The organism is Labrys sp. ALF-8 (genome assembly GCF_059699065.1).
Map to the genome: position 1 here is coordinate 917053 of NZ_AP048537.1, position 23891 is coordinate 940943.

Annotated in this window: 21 protein-coding genes; 17 read left to right on the plus strand and 4 right to left on the minus strand. The window is 61.9% G+C overall.

Annotation, left to right across the window (positions count from 1 at the left end; genetic code table 11):
- Positions 1 to 2: 2 nt before the first annotated feature.
- From AC6H34_RS04130 to AC6H34_RS04140, 3 genes are read right to left on the minus strand one after another with little or no spacing between them, the layout of a single operon-like run.
- Positions 3 to 1010, minus strand: a complete 1008-nt coding sequence (locus AC6H34_RS04130; protein ID WP_497537995.1) for an ABC transporter permease — start codon at positions 1008 to 1010, stop codon at positions 3 to 5.
- 16 nt (positions 1011 to 1026) lie between these two features.
- Positions 1027 to 2511, minus strand: a complete 1485-nt coding sequence (locus AC6H34_RS04135) for a sugar ABC transporter ATP-binding protein (protein WP_497537996.1) — start codon at positions 2509 to 2511, stop codon at positions 1027 to 1029.
- A 5-nt stretch (positions 2512 to 2516) separates the two neighbouring features.
- Complete coding sequence (locus tag AC6H34_RS04140; RefSeq protein ID WP_497537997.1) at positions 2517 to 3494, minus strand: sugar ABC transporter substrate-binding protein; 978 nt, start codon at positions 3492 to 3494, stop codon at positions 2517 to 2519.
- A 343-nt stretch (positions 3495 to 3837) separates the two neighbouring features.
- Between AC6H34_RS04140 and AC6H34_RS04145 the strand changes: the two genes are divergently transcribed.
- The 6 genes from AC6H34_RS04145 (at position 3838) to AC6H34_RS04170 (ending at position 11275) form a co-directional block, all read left to right on the plus strand.
- Complete coding sequence (locus tag AC6H34_RS04145; protein ID WP_497537998.1) at positions 3838 to 4731, plus strand: MarR family winged helix-turn-helix transcriptional regulator; 894 nt, start codon at positions 3838 to 3840, stop codon at positions 4729 to 4731.
- A 382-nt stretch (positions 4732 to 5113) separates the two neighbouring features.
- On the plus strand, positions 5114 to 6151 hold the full coding sequence (locus tag AC6H34_RS04150) for a LacI family DNA-binding transcriptional regulator (protein ID WP_497537999.1): 1038 nt from the start codon (positions 5114 to 5116) through the stop codon (positions 6149 to 6151).
- A 30-nt stretch (positions 6152 to 6181) separates the two neighbouring features.
- Positions 6182 to 7420: an ABC transporter substrate-binding protein gene (locus AC6H34_RS04155; protein WP_497538000.1), complete on the plus strand. Its 1239-nt coding sequence runs from the start codon at positions 6182 to 6184 to the stop codon at positions 7418 to 7420.
- Between the two features lie 81 nt (positions 7421 to 7501).
- On the plus strand, positions 7502 to 8419 hold the full coding sequence (locus tag AC6H34_RS04160) for a carbohydrate ABC transporter permease (protein ID WP_497538001.1): 918 nt from the start codon (positions 7502 to 7504) through the stop codon (positions 8417 to 8419).
- A complete protein-coding gene (locus tag AC6H34_RS04165) occupies positions 8416 to 9276 on the plus strand; it encodes a carbohydrate ABC transporter permease (protein ID WP_448145998.1) in 861 nt (286 codons plus the stop codon). Before AC6H34_RS04160 ends, AC6H34_RS04165 begins: the two co-directional genes overlap by 4 nt.
- 25 nt (positions 9277 to 9301) lie before the next feature.
- Positions 9302 to 11275 (plus strand): glycoside hydrolase family 127 protein, encoded by a 1974-nt coding sequence (locus AC6H34_RS04170; RefSeq protein WP_497538002.1) that lies wholly within the window; start codon positions 9302 to 9304, stop codon positions 11273 to 11275.
- Between the two features lie 22 nt (positions 11276 to 11297).
- Here the strand turns inward: AC6H34_RS04170 and AC6H34_RS04175 are convergent, their stop codons facing one another.
- Positions 11298 to 11453, minus strand: a complete 156-nt coding sequence (locus AC6H34_RS04175) for a hypothetical protein (RefSeq protein ID WP_497538003.1) — start codon at positions 11451 to 11453, stop codon at positions 11298 to 11300.
- A 356-nt stretch (positions 11454 to 11809) separates the two neighbouring features.
- On the opposite strand from AC6H34_RS04175, the gene AC6H34_RS04180 reads away from it, so the two are divergent.
- From AC6H34_RS04180 to AC6H34_RS04230, 11 genes are all read left to right on the plus strand, one after another.
- The gene (locus AC6H34_RS04180) at positions 11810 to 13174 is read left to right on the plus strand and encodes an LLM class flavin-dependent oxidoreductase (RefSeq protein ID WP_497538004.1); all 1365 of its coding nucleotides are present in this window, start codon (positions 11810 to 11812) and stop codon (positions 13172 to 13174) included.
- A 188-nt stretch (positions 13175 to 13362) separates the two neighbouring features.
- A complete protein-coding gene (locus AC6H34_RS04185) occupies positions 13363 to 14313 on the plus strand; it encodes a LysR family transcriptional regulator (protein WP_497538005.1) in 951 nt (316 codons plus the stop codon).
- Positions 14314 to 14416: 103 nt separating this feature from the next.
- On the plus strand, positions 14417 to 15568 hold the full coding sequence (gene argE, locus AC6H34_RS04190; RefSeq protein WP_497538006.1) for an acetylornithine deacetylase: 1152 nt from the start codon (positions 14417 to 14419) through the stop codon (positions 15566 to 15568).
- Between the two features lie 118 nt (positions 15569 to 15686).
- Complete coding sequence (locus AC6H34_RS04195; protein ID WP_497538007.1) at positions 15687 to 16430, plus strand: class II aldolase and adducin N-terminal domain-containing protein; 744 nt, start codon at positions 15687 to 15689, stop codon at positions 16428 to 16430.
- Between the two features lie 204 nt (positions 16431 to 16634).
- Positions 16635 to 18158, plus strand: a complete 1524-nt coding sequence (locus AC6H34_RS04200; protein ID WP_448145992.1) for a 4-hydroxyphenylacetate 3-hydroxylase family protein — start codon at positions 16635 to 16637, stop codon at positions 18156 to 18158.
- A gap of 36 nt (positions 18159 to 18194) precedes the next feature.
- Positions 18195 to 18740, plus strand: coding sequence for a flavin reductase family protein (locus tag AC6H34_RS04205; RefSeq protein WP_497538008.1), 546 nt, complete (start codon positions 18195 to 18197; stop codon positions 18738 to 18740).
- Between the two features lie 118 nt (positions 18741 to 18858).
- Positions 18859 to 19287, plus strand: coding sequence for a RidA family protein (locus tag AC6H34_RS04210; protein ID WP_497538009.1), 429 nt, complete (start codon positions 18859 to 18861; stop codon positions 19285 to 19287).
- Positions 19284 to 19958 carry a DUF1028 domain-containing protein gene (locus AC6H34_RS04215; RefSeq protein WP_497538010.1) on the plus strand — a complete coding sequence of 225 codons (675 nt, stop codon included), beginning with the start codon at positions 19284 to 19286 and terminating at the stop codon, positions 19956 to 19958. The genes AC6H34_RS04210 and AC6H34_RS04215 overlap by 4 nt, the downstream gene beginning before the upstream one ends.
- A 266-nt stretch (positions 19959 to 20224) precedes the next feature.
- On the plus strand, positions 20225 to 21325 hold the full coding sequence (locus tag AC6H34_RS04220) for an ABC transporter ATP-binding protein (RefSeq protein WP_497538011.1): 1101 nt from the start codon (positions 20225 to 20227) through the stop codon (positions 21323 to 21325).
- Between the two features lie 90 nt (positions 21326 to 21415).
- Entirely contained in the window at positions 21416 to 22483 is a 1068-nt protein-coding gene (locus tag AC6H34_RS04225) for an ABC transporter substrate-binding protein (RefSeq protein ID WP_497538012.1), read from the plus strand.
- A gap of 76 nt (positions 22484 to 22559) precedes the next feature.
- Positions 22560 to 23891, plus strand: coding sequence for an LLM class flavin-dependent oxidoreductase (locus AC6H34_RS04230; protein WP_448145986.1), 1332 nt, complete (start codon positions 22560 to 22562; stop codon positions 23889 to 23891).

Consider the following 23891-nt stretch of genomic DNA (forward strand, 5'->3'; position numbering starts at 1 on the left):
CCTCAGGCGAACTTGCGGATATAGAAGCGCGCGCCTTCCAGAGCGGCGGCGAGAATCAGGACGGCGCCCGTGATGATGCCGCTCAGTTCCGTGCCGACGTTGAGGAGCGTCAGGCCGTTCTTGAGAACGCCGATCAGCCAGACACCGACCAGCACCCGCCAGAGGCTGCCCCTGCCGCCGTTGAACGGAATGCCGCCGAGCAGCACCGCCGTCAGGATCGTAACTTCAAAGCCTGAGCCCAGGGTGCCTGAGGGGGCGCTGTCGAGACGGGCGATCTGCAGCAGGGCGGCAATGCTGACCGCGACTCCCGTGAGCACATAGAGGGTCGCGACCGTGCCCTTCACCGGAATTCCGACGAGAAAGGCGGCACGCGGATTGACGCCGATCGAGATGATCCATTTGCCGATCGGCAGGCTGCTCATGGTGATGATGCAAATCGCGCAGACTATAACGGCAACGATCACCAGGTTGGGCACGCCGAAGGTCTCGCCGGACCCGAAATCAACGAATGGCTCCGGAAAGCCGAAAATCGAGCCTTGCCCCATGAATTGCGCGAGACCTCTCGCTGCCGCGAGGCCTCCCAGCGTGACGACGATGGGCGAAAAACCCAGGAGACCGATCAGGGCACCATTCATCGCTCCGGCGCATACGCCGATGCCCAGGCCGATGCATAAGCCCGCCGCCATTCCCCATGCGTTCATGGCGATGCCGGAAGCCACGCCGACGAGGGCAAATACCGAGCCGACGGAAAGGTCGACATAACCCGACATCAGCAGCATTCCGAAAACGGCCGAGACGACAAAGGTCGGTGCATTCTGGGTTGCGATCGAAAGCAGGTTCTCCCGTGTGAGGAATACGTCGCTCTGCATGGCGAAATAGATCATCAGGAGGATTGTAGCGGCGGGCAGAAGCCAGCGGATTACCAGGATCGACACCCCCTTCAGGCCCAGGCCGGAATCCTCTCTGCGGTATGTCGGCGAGCCCTGCACAGCACGCGCGGATTTGCTCATTTCCGTCCCCTTTCGGTTAGCTGTGCGCCAGGGTGAGGAGGGCTTCCTCACCGATATCGGCATCAACGACTCCAGCGACTTCGCCTGCGACCAGCACCACGATCCGGTCCGCGAGGGTGATCACCTCTTCGGGATCGCTGGAGGAAAAGATCACCGCATGCCGACTGGCAGATGCATATTTCCGGAAGAGCGCATAGAGATCGTGGCGCGCTCCGACGTCCACGCCCTGCGTCGGCTCGTCCAGTACGAGAATGCAGGTATCGTCGAGCCCCGTAAGCCAGCGTCCGACGACGAGCTTCTGTGCATTGCCGCCCGACAGGGTGCCCGCATCCTTGTCGGGGTCCGGAGGCAGCAACCCTATGATGTTGGCCGTGCGTTCGAAGATGGCTGCTTCCCGGCTCTTCGAGCGAAGCGGGCTGGAGAGAGCCGGATAGTGGGGCACCAGCAGATTTTCCTGCGCGGCCAGTTCGTTGAACAAGGACTGTTCCTTACGGTCGGAGGCGACAAAGGCGATACCGCTCTTCTGGGCGGCGGCCGGTGAGTTGAGCCGCATGAGCCGGCCATCCAGATTGACTCGTCCAGAATTGCGCCGCACGCCCGCCAGCCCTTCGAGCAGGTCCGTGCGTCCGGAACCCAGCAGGCCGAAGATTCCGAGAATCTCTCCGTCGCGAACGGCGAGGTTGACGGGACCGGTGAAGCTGGACCTGAAATCCTCGAACACGATGATGTCGCGCGCCGGCTCGCGACGTTCGGCCTTTTCGCGCGCGGTCCGATCCGGCGCAATCGCCTGCACCAGATCGGATAGGCTGAGTTCATCGATATCGCGCGTCCACAAGACATGGCCGTCGCGGATGACCGTCACTGCATCCGCCACTTCGAGAACCTCGCGAAGCAGATGCGTCACGTAGATGATCGTCAGGCCGTGATCCTCGGCCAGGCGACGAATGAGATCGAGCAGCAGTGTCACCTCGGACTCGCTGAGGGCGGCCGTCGGTTCGTCCAGGATCAGGACCGACGGCTCCTTTATGATCGCCCTCGCGATCTCGACGATCTGCTGTTCGCCGACACTCAGGTCCTCGATGAGGCGGTGCGGATCGAGAGCAACGCCAAACGATTCCAGCATCTCCCGCGCGCGGGCGTTCTGCTCCTTGAAGCGTATCGCGCCCCAGGGATATCGCAGTTCCCGACCGAGAAAGATGTTGTCGGCAATCGAGAGCTGATCGATGAGCTGGAAATGCTGGTAGATGATGGCCGTGCCGGCGTCGAATGCCGATGCGGGAGTGAAGCCGCGATAGGAGTTGCCGGCGATGACGATCTCGCCGTCATCCGGCATGATCGCGCCGCTGAGACAGCTGAGAAGCGTGGACTTTCCGGCGCCGTTCGGCCCGAGCAGGGCATGGACCCTGCCCGGTTGCAGCGCCAGGTTCACGCCTTTGAGGACCTCCTGGCCCCCAAAGGATTTCCGGACATTGCGTATTTCGAGACCGGTGGATAGCGCCATGGCCGTCACTCGTCGTACTGAGCGATCAGGGCATTCAGCCGTTCCGGCTTCGAGGCGACACCAAGCTCCACGTCGGCCTGGGACTTTTCACCCTTGCCGGTGATGGCGGCCAACGAATTGTTGATGATCGACTTCGCCAGGTCGTCGAGGAGAATCGCCACGGAGGCGCGGTACGCACCGCCCGCCTTGACGGCTTCCAGGCCCTCGCGGGTACCATCCTGGCCGGCGATGTAGACCTCGTCTGGATTGATCTTCGCGTTGGTGAAGGCGCGAAGCGCCCCGATGGCGGCGTCATCATTGATTCCTATGAAAACACGGAGATCGGGATGCTGGCGCAATGCATCTTCCGCGATCTGCAGTCCGCAGGACTGATCCGCGCAATCCTGCTCGGAGACCACCGGCAAGCCGGCTTCCTTGAACTGCTTGAGCGGCTCATCCCAGCGGCCTGCGAAACCCACGAGGGGCGTCAGCGTCGTGACGGCGGCCGTCACACCGCCACTGGGGTAGCGCTTCTTCAGCCAGACCAGCGCATCCTTGGCGACGAGATCACCGCTTCGGACATTGTCGAAGCCGACGGAGCCGTCGGCCCCCTCGACGTCAATTGCGTAGGTCAGCCATTTCGTGCCCTGTGCCTGCGCCTTCTTCATCAGTCCCTTGAGCGCCGGCGCGTCGACGGGAAGCACCACGATGGCGTCTACCTTCCGGATGACCCAGCTTTCCAGCGTGGCACGCTGGGATTCCAGATTGCTTTGCTGCGTGTTGTCGATCAGCGCGGTGACGCATCCGTTCTCGCCCGCATACTTGACGACTTTCTTGCGCAAGGCGGCGGCAAATTCGGATTCTCCGACCGGGTGGCTGAAGCCGATCGTATATTGTTTCTTGCAATCGGCTGCCTGTGCGACCGAAGCAAGACTCATGCTGGCCGTGAGCGCCATGGCGGCCATGGCGAGGCCGCGAGCGGCCGTGAATATCTTTTCCTTCATGACACCATCCCTCGTCTGGAGCACGTCCTTGCCTCGGTGGGTCTTTCCGCCCTTCCGCTGCATTGATAAAATAGAACGTGTACCATGGAATTTCTAATAATTGCTCATGGGTGTCAATCACGATGGCAGCAAGGCATGCCAAAATATGCGGATATTACCCGCAATGAGTGCAGGATGAGCGAATGCCCACATATTCACCCGGCGTCTGCATAGCGTTTTATCAAATATCCGAGTGAAAAGCGAAAAATCCTTCACGTTTCTTGCATGGTGCACTGTCTTGTTTGGCTATTGATTGTTGGGGTTCAGGTCCGTAACAGTTGTCCGGCGAGGCGAGGACATATGCGTGTTTGATGTGAACGTGACGGCGACGCCTGGATTCGCTTTGGGGGTGGCCGAGCAGGTGAGTTCGGCCCTCTGGAGGGATCACATGGCCGCAGCCCAGGCCCTCACGCAGCCCCAGTTTCTCGCCTTGAGTGAATTGTATCACAGTGACGGCGTCAGCCATTTGGAGCTGGCCGAGCGCGTGGGGATCGACAAGGTCACGATCGGGCCGATCATTCGCAAGCTCGCTGAACAGCAGTGGATCGAGCGGCGCGTGGATCCCGACGACGGAAGGCGCTCCGTGCTGCGGCTCGCCGAGCCGGGCAAGGCCGCTCTCCTTAACGCCCTCCCGGCCGCCGAGCAGATGACCGAGGCTTTGATGGCGCCGCTTTCTCCGGCGGAACAGGCCGTCGTCGTGCAAGCCTGGGCGACAATGGCACGAGCCACGCAGGACCTCGCTTCCACTCGGCCTTCCGATTTGGTGGAGGGCACCGCCATCCCCCCTCCGAACAACTACCCCTGGTTTTATCTCCGCATCGCACGCCGCAGCTTTCGCCGCATCTGGCGGGACGTCGTCGGTGACGAGATATCTTCGTCGCAGTTCGGAATCATGGATGCGATCAGCCGCATCCAGCCCATCGACATACGCTCGGCGGCTCTGGAAGCTTGCGTGGAGGAAACGACGGCGGTCCGCATCGTCATGAAATCCGCACGCACGCGACTGGTCAAGGACAGGCGTGATCCCGATGATGCGCGCCGGTCTCTACTCGCCCTCACCGAAGCTGGACGAGAGGAACATGGCCGGATCAATGGCAGCCTGCACGAGATACAGAGAGTTCTGTGTGCGGGCATTCCCCTCAAAGCCCTGCCCGAATGTGAGCGCTTGACCCGCGTGGTGGCAAGGCTTCCGCTATAGGTCGGGGGAGTAACGGTATCGCTCGCTCTGCAGAAGCAGTTTGCCAGCCTTGCGGCCACGAGGCATCGACGGTGTCTCCGACAAGGATCTGTGACTCCCGGCACCTTCATCTCGACCTTTCTTCAGACGAGATATGTCCGTGAGGGCACGCGGCAGAGCCAATGGCAGTCCAGATCGTATCATGGAGTGCCGGCCAGCCGACCGGCCCCGCCACAAAGCGCAATCCCTCGGAAGGAAATTCCCTTGAAATGAACGAGCATGAATGATACGCGTGAAAAAAGGTTTTCTCATCGACCTTCCTGCTCAAAAAAATGCGGGACTCCTTGAGAAAACCTTTTCTCAAATCAGGGTTGGAATGACCAGGACACCCAGACCAGGAACCATGAAGCCGACCACGTTGCGTGAAGTCGCGGCCGCGGCAGGGGTTAGCGTTGCCACCGCTTCCAAGGCCCTCAATGGCCAGGGGCGCATGACGCCCGAAACCCGTACGCTGATCCGAGAAACGGCCGAGCGTATGGGCTTTCGTCCCAACGCTCTGGCACAGAGCCTGCTTCGCAATCGCAGTTTCACAGTCGGTCTGCTCACCAACGATACCTATGGGCGCTTTTCTCTGCCTTTGATGGCCGGGATTTCGGAAGCCCTGGTCGACAAGGGCGTGTCCGTATTTCTGTGCAATGTCGAGGACGATCCAAGGCTCGCCCAACTGCACGTCAATGCCATGCTCGACAAGCGCGTGGATGGCATCATCGCCACGGGCAAGCGCATCGACCGCCGTCTGCCGATCGACCTTTCGGGTCTGAGGATGCCGGTCGTCTATGCATTCACGGAACCCGATCCGGCATCCGTGGCGTTCGTCGCCGATGAGGCGGGAGGGGTCAGGCTCGCCATCGAACACTTCGCCGGGCTGGGGCGTCGCCGTATCGCCCATGTGACCGGCCCGGCGAGCTTCGCCGTGGTGCATCTGCGCGCCCAGGCCTATCGCGAGACGCTCGAACGGCTGGGGCTGCCTGCCTTCGAGCCCCTGCTCGGTTCCTGGTCGGAGGCCTGGGGGCATGAGGCGGTCGGCCGGTTGTTCGATCGAGAAGCGGAATGGCCGGACGCCGTCTTCTGCGGCAACGATCAGATTGCCCGCGGCATGATCGACGCGTTGCGCGAACGGGGTGTCGACGTGCCTGCCCAGGTGGGCGTCATCGGTTTCGACAACTGGGAGATCATGGCCACGCAGAGCAGGCCGCCTCTCACCTCCGTCGACATGAATCTGACGGCCCTGGGCCGCGAGGCGGGGCAGGCCCTGCTGACGCTGGTGGATGGCCAGAAAGCGGAAATCGGCATTCGCAAGCTGCCGTGCCGCCTGGTGGTGCGGCAGTCCTGCGGTCAATCCGAGGCGAGGGCAATCGAGGCGAGTTCTACAGCCGGCTAGGCCGGGATGATAAAAACAGGGAGGAGCAACATGAAGAAATGGATCGCCGGACTGGCGCTGTGCGCCGGCATCGGACTGTCTCAACCGGTGTGGTCAGCGGAGACAGCCAGTATCTGGGTGCGCGCGGACGCATCCAATTTCATGCCGAAGGTGGTCGACGCCTTCAACAAGAGCCATCAGGATCAGATCAAGCTCGATATCATCCCCAATGCCGAGATCATCCAGAAATACGGCGCGGCGGTTGCGGGCGGTACCCCGCCAGACGGCCTGTCGCTCGACCTGATCTATACGCCGTCCTTCGCGGCCTCCGGACAACTGGAGGACATCACGGACTGGGCCAAGTCACTGCCCTATTTCGCCAGCCTCTCCCCGGCGCATGTGAAGACCGGCACCTACCAGGACCGCATCTACGGGCTGCCGTTCTCGGCCGATGCCTCGGTGCTGATCTGGAACAAGAAGCTCTTCAAGCAGGCCGGCCTCGATCCCGAGAAGGGTCCCACGACCTGGGCTGAGATCGAGGCGGATGCCGAGAAGGTCAACGCGCTTGGCGGCGACATCAAGGGCTATTATTTCTCCGGCAATTGCCCCGGCTGCAACATATTCACCTTCACCCCGCTGATATGGGCCTCGGGTGGCGACGTCCTTTCCGCGGATGGCAGGAAGGCCACCCTCGATAGCGCGCAGTTGCGCGCCGCGATCGACTTCTACCGCTCGATGATCAAGAAGGGCCTGGTACCGGAAGGCGCGCAGAGTGACAACGGCTCCAACTTCTTCGCCGCCTTCGCCAGCGGCAAGATCGGCATCAACCCGTCCGGCGCCTTTGCGATCGGCGCGCTGAACACGCAATATCCCGATATCGACTACGGCATCACCTTCCTGCCCGGGAAGGACGGAGGCTGGTCCTCCTTTGCCGGCGGCGACAATTTCGTCATCACCAAGGGCACCAGCAAGCTCGCCGTGCTGAAGGAATTCCTCGACTTCGCCTATTCGCTCGAGGGACAGACCATCCTGGCCAAATATGGCAGCCTGCCGGTGCGCGGCGACATCGCCAGGGACGCGCTGAAGGATCTGGACCCGCGCTACCAGATCGCCGCCGAGGCGATGGCGAAGGGCCGCACGCCCTATTCGACGGTATTCAACGACATCATCAATTCCGCCAATGGTCCGTGGAACCAGATGATCGGCGACGCCCTCTACGGCAACGATGTCGACGGCGCCATCGCCACCGCCGAGAAGACCATGCAGTCAACCATCGACACGGCGCCCTGACGGCTGCTCGTCGATAGGCACCGCTGCCCCTCCCGGCAGCGGCCGCCCTTCCCGCACCCTCGAATGCCGAGGACCATGAGCATGACCGCGATCAATCCGGCGCTGCCGCGACGGCGCGCCTCCTATCGGAAGCTTGGCCAGCTGGCCGGTCTCCTCTATGTCGCGCCGGCGGTCGCACTCGTGCTGGTCTTCTTCATCGTCCCCCTCGGCATGACGGCCTGGATGTCGCTGCACAACTGGCCGCTGATGGGGGTGCCGCGCTTCATAGGGCTCGCGAACTACTTTGCCATCGAGAATGACAGTCGTTTCTGGGGCGCCCTCGGCTTCACCTTCTACTACACGGTGATCGTCACCATCGCGATCTTTGCCGTCGCCTTCCCGCTGGCCCTGTTCATCGAACGCCCCCGCGCGGGCGTGGGCTTATATCGCACCGCCTTCTTCATGCCCGTGGTCGTCGGCTTCGCCTCCGCGAGCCTGCTGTGGTCATGGCTCCTGAATGTCGATGCCGGGCTGTTCAGCCCCGCTGCCTACGCCCTGGGCCTAACCGAGAAGAAGGTCAACCTGCTCGCCACCTTCCAGCCGGCCTTCTGGTCGATCATCGCCATGGTGGTATGGAAGGTCGCCGGCTTCACCATGATCATCCTGATGTCCGGCCTGCAATCGATCCCAGGCGAGCTGCATGAGGCGGCCAAGATCGACGGCGCCAACCCCATTGCCCGCTTCTGCCACATCACTCTGCCCTTGATGCGGCGCTCGCTCGCCCTGGCGCTGATCCTGTCCGTTTCCGGATCGATCCTCGCCTTCGACCAGTTCTACATCATCCTGCGCGGCGGGCCGAGCAACCAGACGCTCACCGCAGTCTACTGGATCTTCAACCAGTCCTTCGTCTCCTTCAAGCTCGGCTATGGTGCGGCGCTCTCCATGGTGCTGCTGGTCATCCTGGTCGTACTCAGCCTGGTCCAGCTGCGCGTGCTGCGCAATCCGGAGGGTGTGGAATGAGCACCTCGGCTGCGGCATCGCGGCGAAGGCAGGCGGGCTTCTTCGCTACCCATGCCGCAGGCATCGGTGTCGCCATCCTGTTCCTCGCTCCGATCTTCTGGACGGTCCTGTCCAGCTTCAAGAAATCGGGCGAGGCGCGCCAGCCGCCCCTCCCGCCCTGGCCGGTGAGCGGCTTCTCCGCCGAGAATTACGCAGCCCTCAACAATTTCGGCGCCGGGCTGCTGGGACCGGCCCAGAACAGCCTCTACGTCACCAGCATGACGGTGGTGATTTCGGTCATCATCAGCGTGCTGGCCGGCTATGGCTTCTCGCGCTTCCGCTTCCCGTTCAAGGACATGCTGTTCATGATGATCTTGTCGACCATCATGATCCCGTTCCAATCGATCCTGACTCCGATCTTCCTGATCCTCACCAAGCTCGGGCTGGCCAACACGCTGACGGGCCTCGTATGCGTCTATGTCACGCTGCAGTTGCCGTTCTCCGTCTTCATGATGCGCAACGCCTTCGATGCGGTGCCTCGGGAGATCGAGGAAGCGGCGCGCATGGACGGCGCCAACAATACGAGGCTCCTGCTGACGGTCATGCTGCCCCTCGTCTGGCCGGGGGTGGTGACGATCGCGCTGTTCGCCTTCCTGGGCGCCTGGAACGAGTTCCTGGCGGCACTGGTGCTGATGACGGATCAATCCAAGTTCACCCTGCCGATCATGATGACGGCCCTCCAATCCGGCCGTTTCGGGGCGGTCGACTGGGGCGCCGTGCAGGCAGGCGTGACGGTCATGATGATCCCCTGCCTCATCCTCTTCCTGCTCTTGCAACGCTACTACATCCGCGGTCTGACGGCCGGCGCGGTGAAGTGATCCACCTTTTCTTCAGGAGATTGCCATGACGAAGGCCAGCACCAAGCCGAGCCAGATCGCAAGCCGGGCCCGCTTTCGGCCGCCGGCCGTACCGCAGATCGATGTGCGCGGTTTCTGGGGTGGACGGGTCGACGCCGTCGCCGCCAGGACTGCGGATATCCTCTATGATCGCTGCGTCGAGGCGCGAATGCTGGAACAGATCGATCCCGACCGACCGCCTCCCGGCGTCGTCATCCCGTTTCATTCCATGTCGCCGACGGGCGATGAGTTCACGGGCGCGACCGTGACGACCCAGATGTTCTGGGATTCCGACTGGGGCAAGACCATCGAGACGGCCGCCTATTCGCTCTACCGGCGCCGCAACCCCGAGCTCGAGAAGAAGATCGACGCCGTCATCGACATCTATGAAAAGCTGCAGCAGCCGGATGGCTACTTGTCGAGCTGGTACCAGCGCATCCAGCCGGGCCTGCGCTGGACGAACCTGCGCGACTGTCACGAGCTCTATTGCGCCGGACACCTGATCGAGGGCGCGGTCGCCTATTATCAGGCGACGGGCAAGCGCAAGCTCCTCGACGTTCTGTGCCGCTATGCCGACCATATTGGCGAGACGTTCGGCCCCGAACCCGGAAAGAAGAAGGGGTATTGCGGCCATGAGGAGATCGAGCTCGCGCTCGTCAAGCTCGGCCGCGCCACCGGCCGGCAGAAATATCTCGACCTCGCCAGATATTTCATCGACCAGCGCGGCCAACAGCCGCATTATTTCGACGAGGAAGCCCGTGCCCGCGGCGCCGATCCGAAGAACTTTCATTTCAAGACATATGAATACAACCAATCGCACAAGCCTGTGCGCGAGCAGGACAAGGTGGTCGGACACGCCGTGCGGGCGATGTACCTCTATTCGGGCATGGCCGACGTCGCGACGGAGTTCGGCGACGATACGCTCCGGGTGGCGCTCGACCGCCTCTGGGACGATCTGACCGGCAAGAACCTCTATCTCACCGGCGGCCTCGGCCCTTCCGCCGCCAATGAGGGCTTCACCGCCGATTATGATCTTCCCAACGATACCGCCTATGCGGAGACCTGCGCCGCCGTCGCCCTGGTGTTCTGGGCAAGCCGCATGCTCGGCATGGGACCCAATGCCCGCTATGCCGATGTGATGGAACAGGCGCTCTACAACGGCTCGATCTCCGGCCTGTCCATGGACGGCTCGCGCTTCTTCTATGAAAATCCGCTGGAGAGCCGCGGCAAGCACCATCGCTGGATCTGGCACCGTTGCCCGTGCTGCCCTCCCAATATCGGGCGCATGGTGGCTTCGATCGGCAGCTATTTCTATGGCCAGTCGGAAGATGCGATCGCGGTGCATCTCTACGGCGACAATACCGGACGCTTCGAGATTGCGGGCGGCAAGGTGACGTTGACGCAGGAGACCCGCTACCCCTGGGACGGAGTGGTTGCAATCACTGTCGAGACCGATGCCCCGCTGTCCTTCAAATTGCATCTTCGCATTCCCCGGTGGTGTCGGAAGGCAGCCCTGAGCGTGAACGACGAAACCATCGAGCTGTCCGGGGTGAGCGAGAACGGCTATGCGACGATCGAACGGGTGTGGAAGCGCGGCGACACGATCAGGCTCGACCTGGAAATGGAGATCCGTCGCGTCTACGCAAATCCGAACGTCCGCCAGAACCTCGGCCGCGTGGCGCTGGCTCGGGGGCCTGTTCTCTATTGCGCTGAAGCGACCGACAATGCTGCCGACCTCCAGCAGCTCACTCTCCCCGCCGATGGAGCGGTGACAGCCGCGGACGAACCCACGCTTTTGGGTGGTGTCGTCTCCCTTTGTGCGGAAGGCGAAGTCGAAACTGCGGCTGGCTGGAACGGCGAACTCTATCGCTCAGCCCCGCCCACGAGGACAAAGACCAGCTTCAAGGCCATACCCTATTTTGCGTGGGACAACAGGGAGCCGGGGCAAATGCTGGTCTGGCTGCGAAGTTCTACGGCCTAGATATCGCTTCCAGGCAGGTAATTCAGTTGCAATGCGGAGGGTAGCCATCGATGACTTGAGCGGGTCTTGTGAGGCTGTAGGCAATCATTGAGATGCCGCCATCACCGACCGGTCTGGTCCGTCCCGCCTGCACGCCGAGAAAGAGGGCTTGCGAGTCGTCGAGGAATATACCGAGCATGCCCGCTCCGGCGCCTCTCTGCTGAGACCGGGTATCCACCCCCAATCTCGGATGTCGCGCTCGGACGCCCTGGCCCGATCCTTGCGGCGGCGATGAATCGCCTGTCCGCGATCAGAAAGATATTGCCACCCTGTTCCAGCGGATGTCCGTCTGACGATCCAATGCCCCCAAGGGCGAGCTTTTGCTGCCCATCTATAGAGCCGGCTCAACTACGAGTTCCCTACTGACCTGCTTAGCCTGGATCTAATCGAGATCCCTAAAAAACATAATTTACAGTGGTTTTCGTCCCAGCCTATCGTCCCATCAGCATCGGTCCGGCGCGACCATGCCCAGCCAAGCCGAAAATGGAATAAGAAATGGCAGAAAAGAAACAAATGGTCCTCGGGGGACTCTTCGAAGCCAATGGATATCACTCGGCGGCCTGGCTGACCGACGGGGCGCAGGACAATGCCGCCACCGACATCGACTATTTTCGCAAGATCGTCCAGACCGCCGAACGCGGCAAGATGGACTTCTTCTTCCTCGCCGACACACCGGCGGCCCGCACCGACGATCTCGACTTCTGGAGCCGCTCGCCGCTCTACATGAACATGCTTGAGCCGATAACGCTCCTGTCTGCGCTGGCGGGATCGACATCGCATATCGGCCTGGGTGCCACCGCTTCCACGAGCTTCTACGAGCCCTACAACATCGCCAGGCTCTTTGCTTCGCTCGACCACATCAGCCACGGCCGCGCAGCCTGGAACGTGGTGACCAGCGCCAACGACTATGCCGCGCGAAATTTCGGACTGGACAGGTTGCCGCCGCATTCCCGCCGCTACGAGAAGGCGCGTGAGTTCTTCCAAGTCGTCCAGGCGCTCTGGGATACCTGGGAAGACGATGCCTTCATCTTCGACAAGAAGAATGCCCGCATGTTCGACCCGGCAAAGATGCACGTGCTCGATCACCAGGGCGAGTTCTTCAAGGTGTACGGCGCCCTCAACATGGCACGTACCCCTCAAGGCAGACCCGTCATCTTCCAGGCAGGCGCATCCGAGACAGGAAAGGAATTCGCAGCCGAAACCGCCGAAGTGGTGTTTGGCACCGGCTCCAACATCGACGAAGCCATTCGTTTCTATCGCGACCTCAAGGGCCGGATGACCAGATACGGCCGTCATCCGGACGAGCTCAAGGTATTGTCGGGCGTGTCCATCGTTATCGGGGACACCGAGGCGCAGGCCCGCGAGAAATGGGCCGAATGGCAGGAGCTGGTGCCGATCGAGGTCAATCTCATGTATATGAAGACCGATCTGGAGACCGATCTCTCCGACCTGCCCCTGGACGAGCAGGTGCCCGAGCATCGCATTCCGAAGTCCTCGAACTTCCACCAGGTCTACTTCCAGGAGATTGTCGGATTGATCAAGGAGGGCCTGACTCTTCGGCAGGTCTGCAAGCGCTACAATCGCAGCAAGGCCATCTTCTACGGCAATGGCCGTCAGGTTGCGGATCAGATGGAGCACTGGGTCGCGTCGGGCGCCAGCGACGGTTTCATGGCCGCCTTTCCTGTGCTGCCGGAGAGCCTTTCCGACTTTACCGGCAAGGTCATCCCCGAGCTCCAGCGCCGCGGTCTCTTCCGCACCGAATATCAAGGCCGGACACTGCGCGAAAACCTCGGGTTGAGACGTCCCGTGAACCGCCATGCCGCGGAAGGACAGCCGGAGCGTCACCGCGCGCAGGGCTGAGTCATCCATGACTGCCGATGCGCCGAGCAGCGAGGACGGCCCTTACAACTTCGTTCCTCTTGGGCTAGGGTGAAGACGCGATGCCTTCGCACCGCGTTGGCGCGACTTGAACCCGAACCGAGACCTTCCGGCGTGTTTGGCAGTCGACCTTTCGGATCCGACGGGATGCCCGGTGCTGACATCGCCACATGCGCTATACCATCAGACAGATCGAATATTTCATTGCAACCGCCGAAACCGGCAGCATCACGCTCGCCTCCGAGCGTCTCAATATTTCGCAGCCTTCGATTTCAACCGCGATCACCCATCTCGAGGAAGAGCTGGGGACGCAGCTTTTCGTCCGGCATCACGCCAAGGGCCTGTCCCTGACACCCGCCGGCAGGGTGCTACTGGTCGAGGCGAAGCTCCTGGTTCAGCAGGCCGAGTACATGTACACGCTGGCCTCCGAGGTCAACGGCAACATCCGCGGCCAGCTGTCGCTCGGATGCCTCGTAACCCTGGCCTCCATGATCATGCCGGAACTGTCTCATTCGTTCACCTCGGCATTCCCGGCCACCAAGATCGTTCACACCGTCAGCAACCACGAGGAACTTCTGGAAAAGCTGGAGCGGGCGGAACTCGACGTCGTCATCACCTACGATCTGCTCGTCCCGGACAATATCGAGTTCGTACCCCTGGCGAGCCTGCCTCCTCATGTGCTGGTTGGTGAGGCCAGCCCGCTGGCGCGATATTCGTCCATCAGTCTGCAGGAGCTCAGCACTGAGCCGATGGTGCTGCTGGACCTGCCGATCAGTCGTGAGTATTTCCTCGAACTGTTCTCGCGGCAGGGTCTGAAGCCGACGATCGCCACACGCTCGCAGCACCAGGACGTGATCCGAACCGTGGTCGCGAACGGCTATGGGTATACGATCGTCAATGTCCGCCCGCGGTCAGACCTCGCGATGGACGGACGCAGGGTGGTGCGTGTCCCGCTCGCGGGCGATCACAAGCCGATGGTAATCGGGGTGGCCTCGCTCAAGCAGGTCCGCAAGTCCCGCCTCCTCGACATGTTCGAGAAACATTGCAAGTCCTTCGTATCGGACGCCTACATCCCGGGCATGGTGGCGCCGGTCATGGACCGTCGCAAGATTTCCAAATAGGACCTTGCCGAGTTTTTCCCGAAGGAACGGCTCGGTATTTCCTAATTTCGCGGCGTGCGGCGCAATGAAATGAATGGGAGTCCCGGACACAGCGAGGAAAGCCGTGCAGACCCTCGAACTCCTTGATCGGCTCATAGCTTTCCCCACGATCAGCAGCGACAGCAACCTGGCCCTGATCGACTTCGTTGGAGACTACCTCCGCCGGCATGGCTTCGAATGCCGGGTCGTCGGCGATGAAACCAGCGCGAAGTCCAGCCTTTTTGCAAGTATCGGCCCGAAAGACGACAACGGAATTGTTCTGTCCGGTCATACCGATGTGGTACCGACCGCCGGCCAGGCATGGCATCGTCCGCCTTTCCGGCTGACGTGCGAAGGGGCGAGGCTGTTCGGACGCGGCACCACCGATATGAAAGGCTTTCTGGCCTGCATGTTGTCGGCTGCCGCCCGCCTAGAACCACAAGGCCTGGCGCGGCCACTGCATCTCGCCTTCTCCTACGATGAAGAAATCGGATGCGTGGGAGTTCGTCCCTTGCTCGACAGGCTCGCTGCCGACGGCCTGAAGGCGAGCCTCTGCATCGTCGGCGAACCCACCTCGATGCAGATCGTTGCCGCTCACAAGGGCAAGATCAGCGCTCGCGCCCATTGCCATGGCCTTGCGGGACATTCCTCCATGGCTCCACACTATCTCAACGCCATCCATCTCGCCGTGGACTTCGTACAGCGGCTGCGCGCATGCCAGCAGGAGATCGAGATCTCGGGTCCCCACACGCCCGGCTACGACGTACCCTATACGACCCTCCATGCCGGACGCATCAGCGGTGGTGAAGCGCTGAATGTCGTTGCCGACAGCGCCTATGTGGATTTCGAGATCCGGAGCCTCCCCACGGACGACCCGCGAGCGATCCTCGGTCGGCTGGAGGAGCAAGCCGCGGCGATCGCCGAGAACCATCGCCCACGATTTGCCCGAGCCGGCATCGAGATCGAGATACGCAATGCCTATCCGGGACTTCACCTGCCTACCGACGATCCGATCCTGGCTTATGCGGCGGGGCTGACCGACGAGCCCGGGATCGGCAAGGTGTCGTTCGGGACCGAGGCGGGGCTCTTCGCCGAAAAACTCGGGATGCCGACCATCGTGCTTGGGCCAGGTTCCATGGCCCAGGGGCACACCACCGACGAATACATAGCCGTCGAACAGCTCGAAAGGTGCGACGCGATGCTCGACCGCCTCCTCGCCGATCTCTCCCGCTCCTGAGGGGGAGCGCCCCGCCGCCCTTAGGTTCGAGCTAAGCAGCAGCCATTTTTTTCATATTTTACAAGCCACTCGGTGGCCGATCTACTGCTCGCGTAACCGACGGCGGGCGCAGGACAGCATGGACCAGATAGTCACGACGAGAAGCGAACAGCAGCTTCGCACCGATCTTGCAGCGCTGTTCAGAGTCACGGCAAGGCTCGGTCTTCACGAGGCCGTCGCCAATCACTTCAGTGCCGCCGTATCGGCGGATGGCAAGCAGTTCCTGCTCAATCCCAAGTGGAAGCATTTCTCCCGCATCAAAGCGAGCGACCTGCTGCTCCTCGATGCCGACGACACCGATGTCAGGAAGCGCTCCGACATCGATCCCACCGCCTGGGCGATTCATGGGCAGATCCACCGGCTGATGCCGCGTGCGCGCGTTGCCATGCACCTGCACCCACCCTTTGCAACGACCATCGCTTCATTGAGGGATCCCGCGATCCTGCCGATCGAACAGAACACCGCGCGCTATTTCAACCGCGTCGCGACCGACACCCTCTATGGCGGCATGGCCGATACGGAAGCCGAAGGAGAGCGGCTTGCACGCCTGATAGGCAATCGTTCGCGCCTGATGATGGGCAATCACGGGGTGATGGTCGTCGCCAACACCGTCGGTGAGGCCTTCGACGACATGTATACGATGGAGCGGGCCTGCCAGATCCTGGTCCAGGCCTACTCGACCGGCCAGCCCCTCAATGTCCTGTCGGACGATGTCGCCGAGCGGACCGCCCGGGACTGGGAGGGCATCGTCGACTTCTCCCTCGCCCATTTCGAGGAGATGAAGGCCATCCTCGACAGAGAAGACCCCTCCTACCGCGATTGAGAATCCCGATGCCTGGCCAGCATCGCGTCGCCGGTCCCTGCCTTGCGACGCCTTCGGCCTCGGTATCCCATCGCCTGACATTCGGTCTTTGAATCGGAATCAACTAAGCAAAGGCCCGGAAACTAATATTTTCCCCGGGCCGGTCCACCCGCGATAGTCGTGCCAAAGCTTCTCGCAAGGCACTGGCGTGAACAAGGACAGATTATGATTAGAACCGGCGACGAGTATAGGACGTCCATCCAGGACGGTCGCGAAATCTACGTGAACGGCGAGCGCGTCAAGGATGTCACGGCACACCCGATGTTCAAGCCGCTCGTCGACATCCGCGCCCGCATCTACGACCTGCAGCATGCCGACGAGACCCGCCACATCATGGCCTATGAGGAAGAAGGCGAATGGAACGCCATCGCCAACAAACTTCCCCTGACGCAGGGCGACTGGTGGGACAAACGCCGTGCCACGGACACCGTTCTGGAAGATGTCGGTGGAATCGTGACGCGGGTCGGCGACGAGACGGTCGGCGAGATGTGGTCGCTTTTCGACGGCCAGGATCTGCTCAATGAAGTGGATCCGCAGTTCTCGGCCAATATCCGCAACCACATCTCCAAGGTTCTCAGGACGGACCCCTTTCACGTATCGGCCAACACCGATCCGAAAGGCGACCGCTCGAAGCCGCCGCAGGACCAGGACCCCGACATGCTCCTGCATGTGGTCAGGGAGACGTCGGCCGGCATCATCGTGCGCGGCGCCAAGTATGAGACGGCCGCGGCCTATGCCAACCAGGCCTTCACCAAGCCGACCATCGCAAATTGGGGCAATGCCGCCTATTCCGACTATGCCGTCGGCTTCATTTGTGATTTGTCATCCCCGAACCTGAAATTCATCTGCCGCACAGGCTTCGCCGGCAGGGCTCCCGCCGAGGACTACCCGCTCGCCAACAAGTTCGATGAAGTCGACACCCTGGTCATTTTCGACGATGTCCTGATTCCCTGGGAAAATGTGCTCTTCTATCGTCACACCAAGGCGGCCGCCTTCATCCGGGCAACATTGCACCGCTACTCCGCCTTCGCTTTCGTCCAGCGCAATCTGAAGCTGGCCGACATGATGATCGGCGCGGCCTTGTTCAACGCCCGCCAGACAGGCCTGGACAAGCAACAGGCCGTGCAGGAGAAACTGTCGACGCTCGCAGTCTATCGCGAAGGCATCAACGCCCACCTGACTGCAGCCATCGCCTTGCCGGAACGCAGTCCGGGCGGCTTGATGATGCCCAATCAGTCTCTGCTCTATACGGGCCGCGTGCTGGCCTGCTCGCAATTGCATGAGATGGTGCACATCGCTCGCGAACTATGCGGCGGCCAGATCTGCGTCACGCCCGACAAGGCCTCCTTCGATGCGCCGGAGACCAAGCCCTGGCTGGACAAGTTCTACACGGTCAACGAGGACTGGGTCGCGGATGACCGGCGCAAGCTCCTTGCCCTCGCGCGCGACATGCTGAATTCGGACTATGCCGGCCATCGCCTGACGTTCCAGCTTTTCGCGCAATCTCCTCCCTTCGCCCATCTCGCCGCCGTCTATCGCAACTTCGACTGGGCGGGTCCGCTCGACTTCGTCAAGAAGGCCGCCGGCCTTTCCGATCGCGTCCTCGGCAGGCCCGAATACGGCCGAGGCGATCGAGCAGTCGCACAGTGGTTCAATCGCCAGGACACGACGCGAACCGCTGCCGAATGACCGCGGCTTGTGACGCAGCACCCAGGAGTTGACCCGATGTCGCCTGTTCCCCCAACCGACCCGGATATTCGCGCCGCCTTCCTGGACGGCATGACGCTGACGGCGTGCACCGTCAACGTGATCACGACCGATGGCAAGGCAGGCCGCTTCGGTGCCACCGTGTCAGCCATGTCGTCCGTTTCCGCCGACGGCGAGCGCCCGACGCTGCTGGTGTGCATGCACGAGAAGGTGTCGGCGGCTCCCGCCATCATCGCCAACGGCCATTTCTGCGTGAACGTGCTTCGCGATGGCCAGGCCAGCATCTCGGACAGTTTCGCTGGCCGCATTCCACTTCCCGGCGGCGACAAGTTTTCCTGCACGGCCTGGTCCAGCAGCACGCATGGACAACCCCATATCGAGGGCGCGCTGGTCAGGTTCGACTGCCGCCTGCGCTCGAACCAGCAGGTCGGCACCCATTTCGTCTTCATCGGCGAGGTTCTAGCGGTGAACCTGGGAGAAGGCGGCTCCCCGCTCATCTATTCCAACCGCGCCTATGGTACGCCCGGCCGCCTGCCGGAAGTGGCCAGCAGGGCCGCATGCTAGAACGTTTTGTGTTTTGACGGAAACGGCAAAACACAAAGACGCGTCGAGAAACAACGAGTTAGAGAAAAGCGGCGTTTCTACCTAAACGCGCTTTGCTCTGGAGAAGGAATAATCGCGCATGCCCGTTCACAAGCGTATTCGCTGCTTCAATACCAAGGATACCTATCCGGAACAGAAGCTCGACAACGATCTGTGCCAGACCGTCGTTGCTCGCGGCACCATGGTCTTCGTCCGGGGCCAGATCGGCCAGGACCTCGATACCAGCCAGAGCGTCGCCATCGGTGACGTCGCCGGCCAGACGGAACAGGCGATGGCCAATATCAGGATGCTCCTGGAGGAGGCAGGCTCGACTCTGGAGCATATCACCAAGATCACCATCTACATCGTCGATCCACGCTATCGCGAAGCGGTGTACCGCGTCATCGGCAAATGGCTGAAGGGCGTCTTTCCCGTATCCACCGGCATCGTGGTCTCGGCTCTCGCCCGGCCTGAATGGCTCGTGGAAGTCGATGCGATCGCGGTCATTCCCGACGGGACTCCGGCATGACGTTCTCCCTATCGGCGCGCTGTCCCGACACGGGGATGTTCGGCATCGTCATTTCTTCGTCTTCGCCGGCGGTAGCGGCTCGCTGCGTGCATGCACGGGCGGGCGTCGGAGCTGTCGCCAGCCAGAATGTGACGGATCCTTCGCTCGGCCAGAAGGGGTTGGCGTTCATGGCAGGCGGCCTGTCGGCGCAGGAAGCGTTGAATGGCCTGCTCGCCGGATATTCCTCGGCCGACTGGCGACAATTGGCGCTGGTGGACACAAACGGTGGAACCGCCCTCTTTTCGGGACCCAGGACGCTGGGCATCCATGCCATGATCGAGGGCAACGGCGCCGTGGCGGCAGGCAATCTTCTCGCCAATGGAGATGTTCCCGCCGCGATGATGGATGCTTTCCAGCAATCGCGCGGCGCATTGGGCGACCGGCTCGTCGGGGCGTTGGTGGCGGGCCTTTCGGCGGGCGGCGAGGCAGGTCCGGTGCATTCGGCCGGCCTCTATCTCGTGCGAGAAATGTCGTGGCCGGTTGCCGACTTGCGCGTAGACTGGAGCGAGCAGAACCCCATTTCCGAATTGTCAGACCTCTGGCGACGCTACAAGCCCCAGCTCGACGACTATGTCCGCCGTGCGGTGGATCCGAATGCCGCTCCGAGCTACGGCGTTCCCGGCGACGAATAATTGCTCGTTCGACCGGCGTTTCCGAACGAATCGTTCTTTCACAGAACCCTGCGGACTGAAGCAATTTCGGGCAGGTTCCGAGATGGGACCCGCCCATCTGCTCATCATTTGAGCACCGCCACCTGATTAGGCACCGACTAATCAGAAGGCTCGAATTTCATAATTTACTGAGGCCGGAACACGGGGCTTACTGAATTCGCGATCGCCTCCGATCCGCCAGATGATCAGGAAGCCCAGCTGCCGCCGGCAGCCCGGAGAAGGATGAGATGACCTATATGCCAGGCAAGCTTGCCGTCGCGTCCATCCTTCCCGAAGCACGCCCCGAGGAAATAAAGCTGCATGCGCAGGGCTTGTGCAAGACCTATGGCAGCGCGGTGGCGCTTCACCCGATCGAGTTGAAGATCCGTTCCGGCGAGCTTCTGACCCTGCTGGGACCGTCCGGCTCCGGCAAGACGACATTGCTGCAACTGATCTGCGGACTGGTGCTGCCGACGAACGGCCGACTGATCATCGACGGCAAGGACCATACCGACACGGCAGCCAATCATCGCGACATAGGCGTGGTGTTCCAGAACTACGCGCTTTTTCCGCATCTCACCGTTCGCGAGAACGTTGCCTTTCCGCTAGAGATGCGCAGGCTCGGCAAGGCTGAAATCCAGGCGAAGGTGGCCGACGCGCTCGCCATGGTCGGCCTGTCGACATTCGAAAAGCGCTTTCCCATCGAGCTGTCGGGCGGCCAGCAGCAGCGCGTCGCCCTCGCGCGCTGCCTCGTCTATGCGCCCTCCATCATTCTCATGGACGAATCGCTCTCCGCACTCGACCGCCAGCTGCGCGAGAGCATGCAGATCGAGATCAAGCGTATCCATCGCAAGACCGGCACCACCATCGTGTTCGTCACGCACGATCAGGATGAAGCGCTCGCCATGTCGGACCGCATCTGCCTGATGAATGGCGGTCGGATCGAACAGATCGGCACGCCCGAGGATCTTTACGAGCGACCCGCCAGCATCTTCGCCGCAGAGTTCATCGGCATCAGCAATCTGCTCCGCGGCAAGGTGGAGGGCGCAGCCTTCGTCACCCCCGATGCCGCATTGCCGCTGCCTCCGACCTGCCCACTGGCGAACGGCGAAGCGGGGGCGCTCGTCATCCGCCCTGAAAAGCTGACTATCGCGAATGCCGGCGGCGGCCTTCTGGCGGGCCGGGTAACCGAATCCATCTACGCGGGCTCCGAGACGCGCGTGCTGATCACGCTCGCCAGCGGAACCACGGTCTGCGTGCGCCGTCCTGCCGGGCTGGGCCTGCTTCCGCTCGGCAGCGAGGTCGGCCTGGCCTGGGCGCCCGAGGCCGCGCAATTTCACAAGAACTAGCCGCGCCACCGATCTTCCAGGCCAAGGCGCGCAATACTCCAAAAGCAGCCAGAGACAATGTCGGTGTTCAAGACAAGGGGAACGACAGCCATGCCGAAATCCAGCAAGACAACGCGTCGAACGGTTCTCAAGACCGCCGGTCTGGCGGTAGGGGCGCTCATGGCGCCTGCCATCTTCACGCGCGGCGCCTTTGCCGCGGAGCAGATCAGCGTTGCCGACGTCGGCGGCGCGCCAGGCGAGGCGATCAAGAAGGCCTTCTACGAACCCTTCGAGAAGGAGACGGGGATCAAGGTCGTCGGCGTTGCACAGGATCCCGATCCTGTCACCCAGTTCAAGCTCCTCGTCGATACCAAGTCCTACATCTGGGACGTATCGATGGTTACCCCCGACGCCGTCGCACGCCTCACGCAGGACAAGAATTACCTGGCCCCATTGGGGATACCCGAGGCGGAAGGCACCGATATCCTGCCCGGCATGCTGACGCCCAATTGGCTCGGCTTTTCCGTCTTCGCGATCACCATGGCCTACCGCACCGACAAGTTCGGAGGCAAGGAACTGACCAGCTGGGCCGATTTCTGGGACGTCGAGAAGTTCCCGGGACGACGCGGTCTCTACAAGGACGGCTGGGGTCTCCTGGAAATGGCGCTCCTCGCCGATGGCGTGAAGCCCGCCGATATGTACCCGATCGACGTGGACCGGGCCTTCAAGTCGCTCGACAAGATTCGTTCGCATGTCGATGTCTGGTGGTCGAGCGGCGCCCAGAACACCCAGATACTGCAGAACGGCGAAGTCGACCTGTCCGATACCTGGTCGGCACGCGCGTTCGCCGCAGTTGCCGGTGGAGCGCCTCTCAAGGTGCTCTTCCAGGGCTGCTACAGCGTCGACGGCTGGTCGATCCCCGTCGACAGTCCTCGCCTGGCCCTCGCCCAGAAATTCGTGAAGTTCTGCGCGCAGCCCGAACATCAGGCGGCCTATTCGAGCCTCGTCGCCAACGGGCCGTCCAACAAGAAAGCCTTTGATTTCCTGCCGAAGGAACGCATCGCGATGCTGCCCACGGCTCCGGAAAACTTCAAGGGCCTGTTCGCGATGAACAGCGTCTGGTGGGGCAAGAACTACGACGCCGTCTCCGAACGGATGCAGGAATTCCTGCTCCAATAGCATCTCCCGGAGGCAGCTGAAGACAGCGGCTGCCTCCGGCCACCTTCCCTCCTCTCCCTCCACGAGGATGATCGACATGCTCGCCCTGGCCACCCTGATCGAAGGGTTCGGTACCCACCCTGCCGCGTGGATGCATCCCCGGACGCGACGCGGCAACGCTACCGACATCGCTTTCTACCGCGATCTCGCCCAGCTCGCCGAGCGCGGCAAGTTCGACATGTTCTTCATCGCGGACACACCGGCGGCGCGCACCAGCAACCTGAAGGTCTGGAGCAAGTTCCCGATGTTCATGAACCAGCTGGAGCCGATCACCCTCCTCTCGGCGATTGCCGGGGCGACGACCCATATCGGCCTTGGCGCGACCTGCTCCACCAGCTTCTTCGAGCCCTACAATATCGCACGCCAGTTCGCCTCCCTGGACCACATTTCCGGCGGCCGCGCTGCGTGGAACGTGGTGACGTCGGCCAACGACTTCGCAGCGAGGAACTTCGGCCTCGACAGATTGCCGCCGCACGCAGACCGCTACGCGAAGGCAAGGGAAAGCATGGAGATCGTGAACTCGCTCTGGGATACCTGGGAAGACGATGCCTTCGTCTTCGACAAGGAGAATGCCGTCTATTTCGATCCGGGGAAGTTTCACCATACCGAGTTCAACGGCGACTATTTCAAGATCCATGGCGGCCTGAACGTTGCTCGCCCGCCGCAGGGAAAGCCCGTGATCATCCAGGCCGGTGCATCCGAGGCCGGCAAGGATTTCGCCGCCGAGACGGCCGAGATCGTCTTTGGCACCGGCCATACGATCGAAGCAGCCAGGGCTTTCTACGTCGATCTCAAGGGGCGTATGGCCCGCTTCGGGCGCACCCCGGATGAACTCAAGATCCTGACCGGCATGTCCGTGTGTGTGGGGGCCTCTCGGCAGCAGGCCGACGAGAAGTTCAGGATGCTGCAGGAGCTGGTTCATCCAGATGTCGGAAAGGCAATCCTGAGCTTTCATCTCGAAGTGGACCTCAGCGACCTGCCCCTCGATGAACCGATCCCGCTCGACATCCTTCCGAAGACGGGAAATCTGCACAAGGCATTCTTCGATCGGCTGGTGAAGATCATCCGGGAGACGAGGATGACGCTGAGGGAACTCTATCGGAGCTATGACCGGGGAACGCCGACCTTGTGCGGCACGGCATCCGACGTGGCCGACCAGATGGAGGAAATGTACAGGTCCGGCGCCACCGACGGCTTCATGCTCACCCTCAACGCCATGCCCGGCGACCTCGAGGACGTCGTCAGCGGCGTGGTTCCTGAACTACAGCGCCGTGGCCTGTTCAGGACGGATTATACCGGCCGCACCCTGCGCGAGCATCTGGGTCTGAAGCGGCCCGTCAATCGATACGCCGGTGCTGTCCCAGCCTGA

Bases quoted from the DNA above. Each gene is read 5' to 3' on its own strand.
- AC6H34_RS04130 (WP_497537995.1), bottom strand. From the start codon at position 1,010: ATGAGCAAATCCGCGCGTGCTGTGCAGGGCTCGCCGACATACCGCAGA.
- AC6H34_RS04135 (WP_497537996.1), bottom strand. From the start codon at position 2,511: ATGGCGCTATCCACCGGTCTCGAAATACGCAATGTCCGGAAATCCTTT.
- AC6H34_RS04140 (WP_497537997.1), bottom strand. From the start codon at position 3,494: ATGAAGGAAAAGATATTCACGGCCGCTCGCGGCCTCGCCATGGCCGCC.
- AC6H34_RS04150 (WP_497537999.1), top strand. From the start codon at position 5,114: ATGAAGCCGACCACGTTGCGTGAAGTCGCGGCCGCGGCAGGGGTTAGC.
- AC6H34_RS04155 (WP_497538000.1), top strand. From the start codon at position 6,182: ATGAAGAAATGGATCGCCGGACTGGCGCTGTGCGCCGGCATCGGACTG.
- AC6H34_RS04160 (WP_497538001.1), top strand. From the start codon at position 7,502: ATGACCGCGATCAATCCGGCGCTGCCGCGACGGCGCGCCTCCTATCGG.
- AC6H34_RS04165 (WP_448145998.1), top strand. From the start codon at position 8,416: ATGAGCACCTCGGCTGCGGCATCGCGGCGAAGGCAGGCGGGCTTCTTC.
- AC6H34_RS04170 (WP_497538002.1), top strand. From the start codon at position 9,302: ATGACGAAGGCCAGCACCAAGCCGAGCCAGATCGCAAGCCGGGCCCGC.
- AC6H34_RS04175 (WP_497538003.1), bottom strand. From the start codon at position 11,453: ATGCTCGGTATATTCCTCGACGACTCGCAAGCCCTCTTTCTCGGCGTG.
- AC6H34_RS04180 (WP_497538004.1), top strand. From the start codon at position 11,810: ATGGCAGAAAAGAAACAAATGGTCCTCGGGGGACTCTTCGAAGCCAAT.
- AC6H34_RS04185 (WP_497538005.1), top strand. From the start codon at position 13,363: ATGCGCTATACCATCAGACAGATCGAATATTTCATTGCAACCGCCGAA.
- AC6H34_RS04195 (WP_497538007.1), top strand. From the start codon at position 15,687: ATGGACCAGATAGTCACGACGAGAAGCGAACAGCAGCTTCGCACCGAT.
- AC6H34_RS04200 (WP_448145992.1), top strand. From the start codon at position 16,635: ATGATTAGAACCGGCGACGAGTATAGGACGTCCATCCAGGACGGTCGC.
- AC6H34_RS04205 (WP_497538008.1), top strand. From the start codon at position 18,195: ATGTCGCCTGTTCCCCCAACCGACCCGGATATTCGCGCCGCCTTCCTG.
- AC6H34_RS04210 (WP_497538009.1), top strand. From the start codon at position 18,859: ATGCCCGTTCACAAGCGTATTCGCTGCTTCAATACCAAGGATACCTAT.
- AC6H34_RS04215 (WP_497538010.1), top strand. From the start codon at position 19,284: ATGACGTTCTCCCTATCGGCGCGCTGTCCCGACACGGGGATGTTCGGC.
- AC6H34_RS04220 (WP_497538011.1), top strand. From the start codon at position 20,225: ATGACCTATATGCCAGGCAAGCTTGCCGTCGCGTCCATCCTTCCCGAA.
- AC6H34_RS04225 (WP_497538012.1), top strand. From the start codon at position 21,416: ATGCCGAAATCCAGCAAGACAACGCGTCGAACGGTTCTCAAGACCGCC.
- AC6H34_RS04230 (WP_448145986.1), top strand. From the start codon at position 22,560: ATGCTCGCCCTGGCCACCCTGATCGAAGGGTTCGGTACCCACCCTGCC.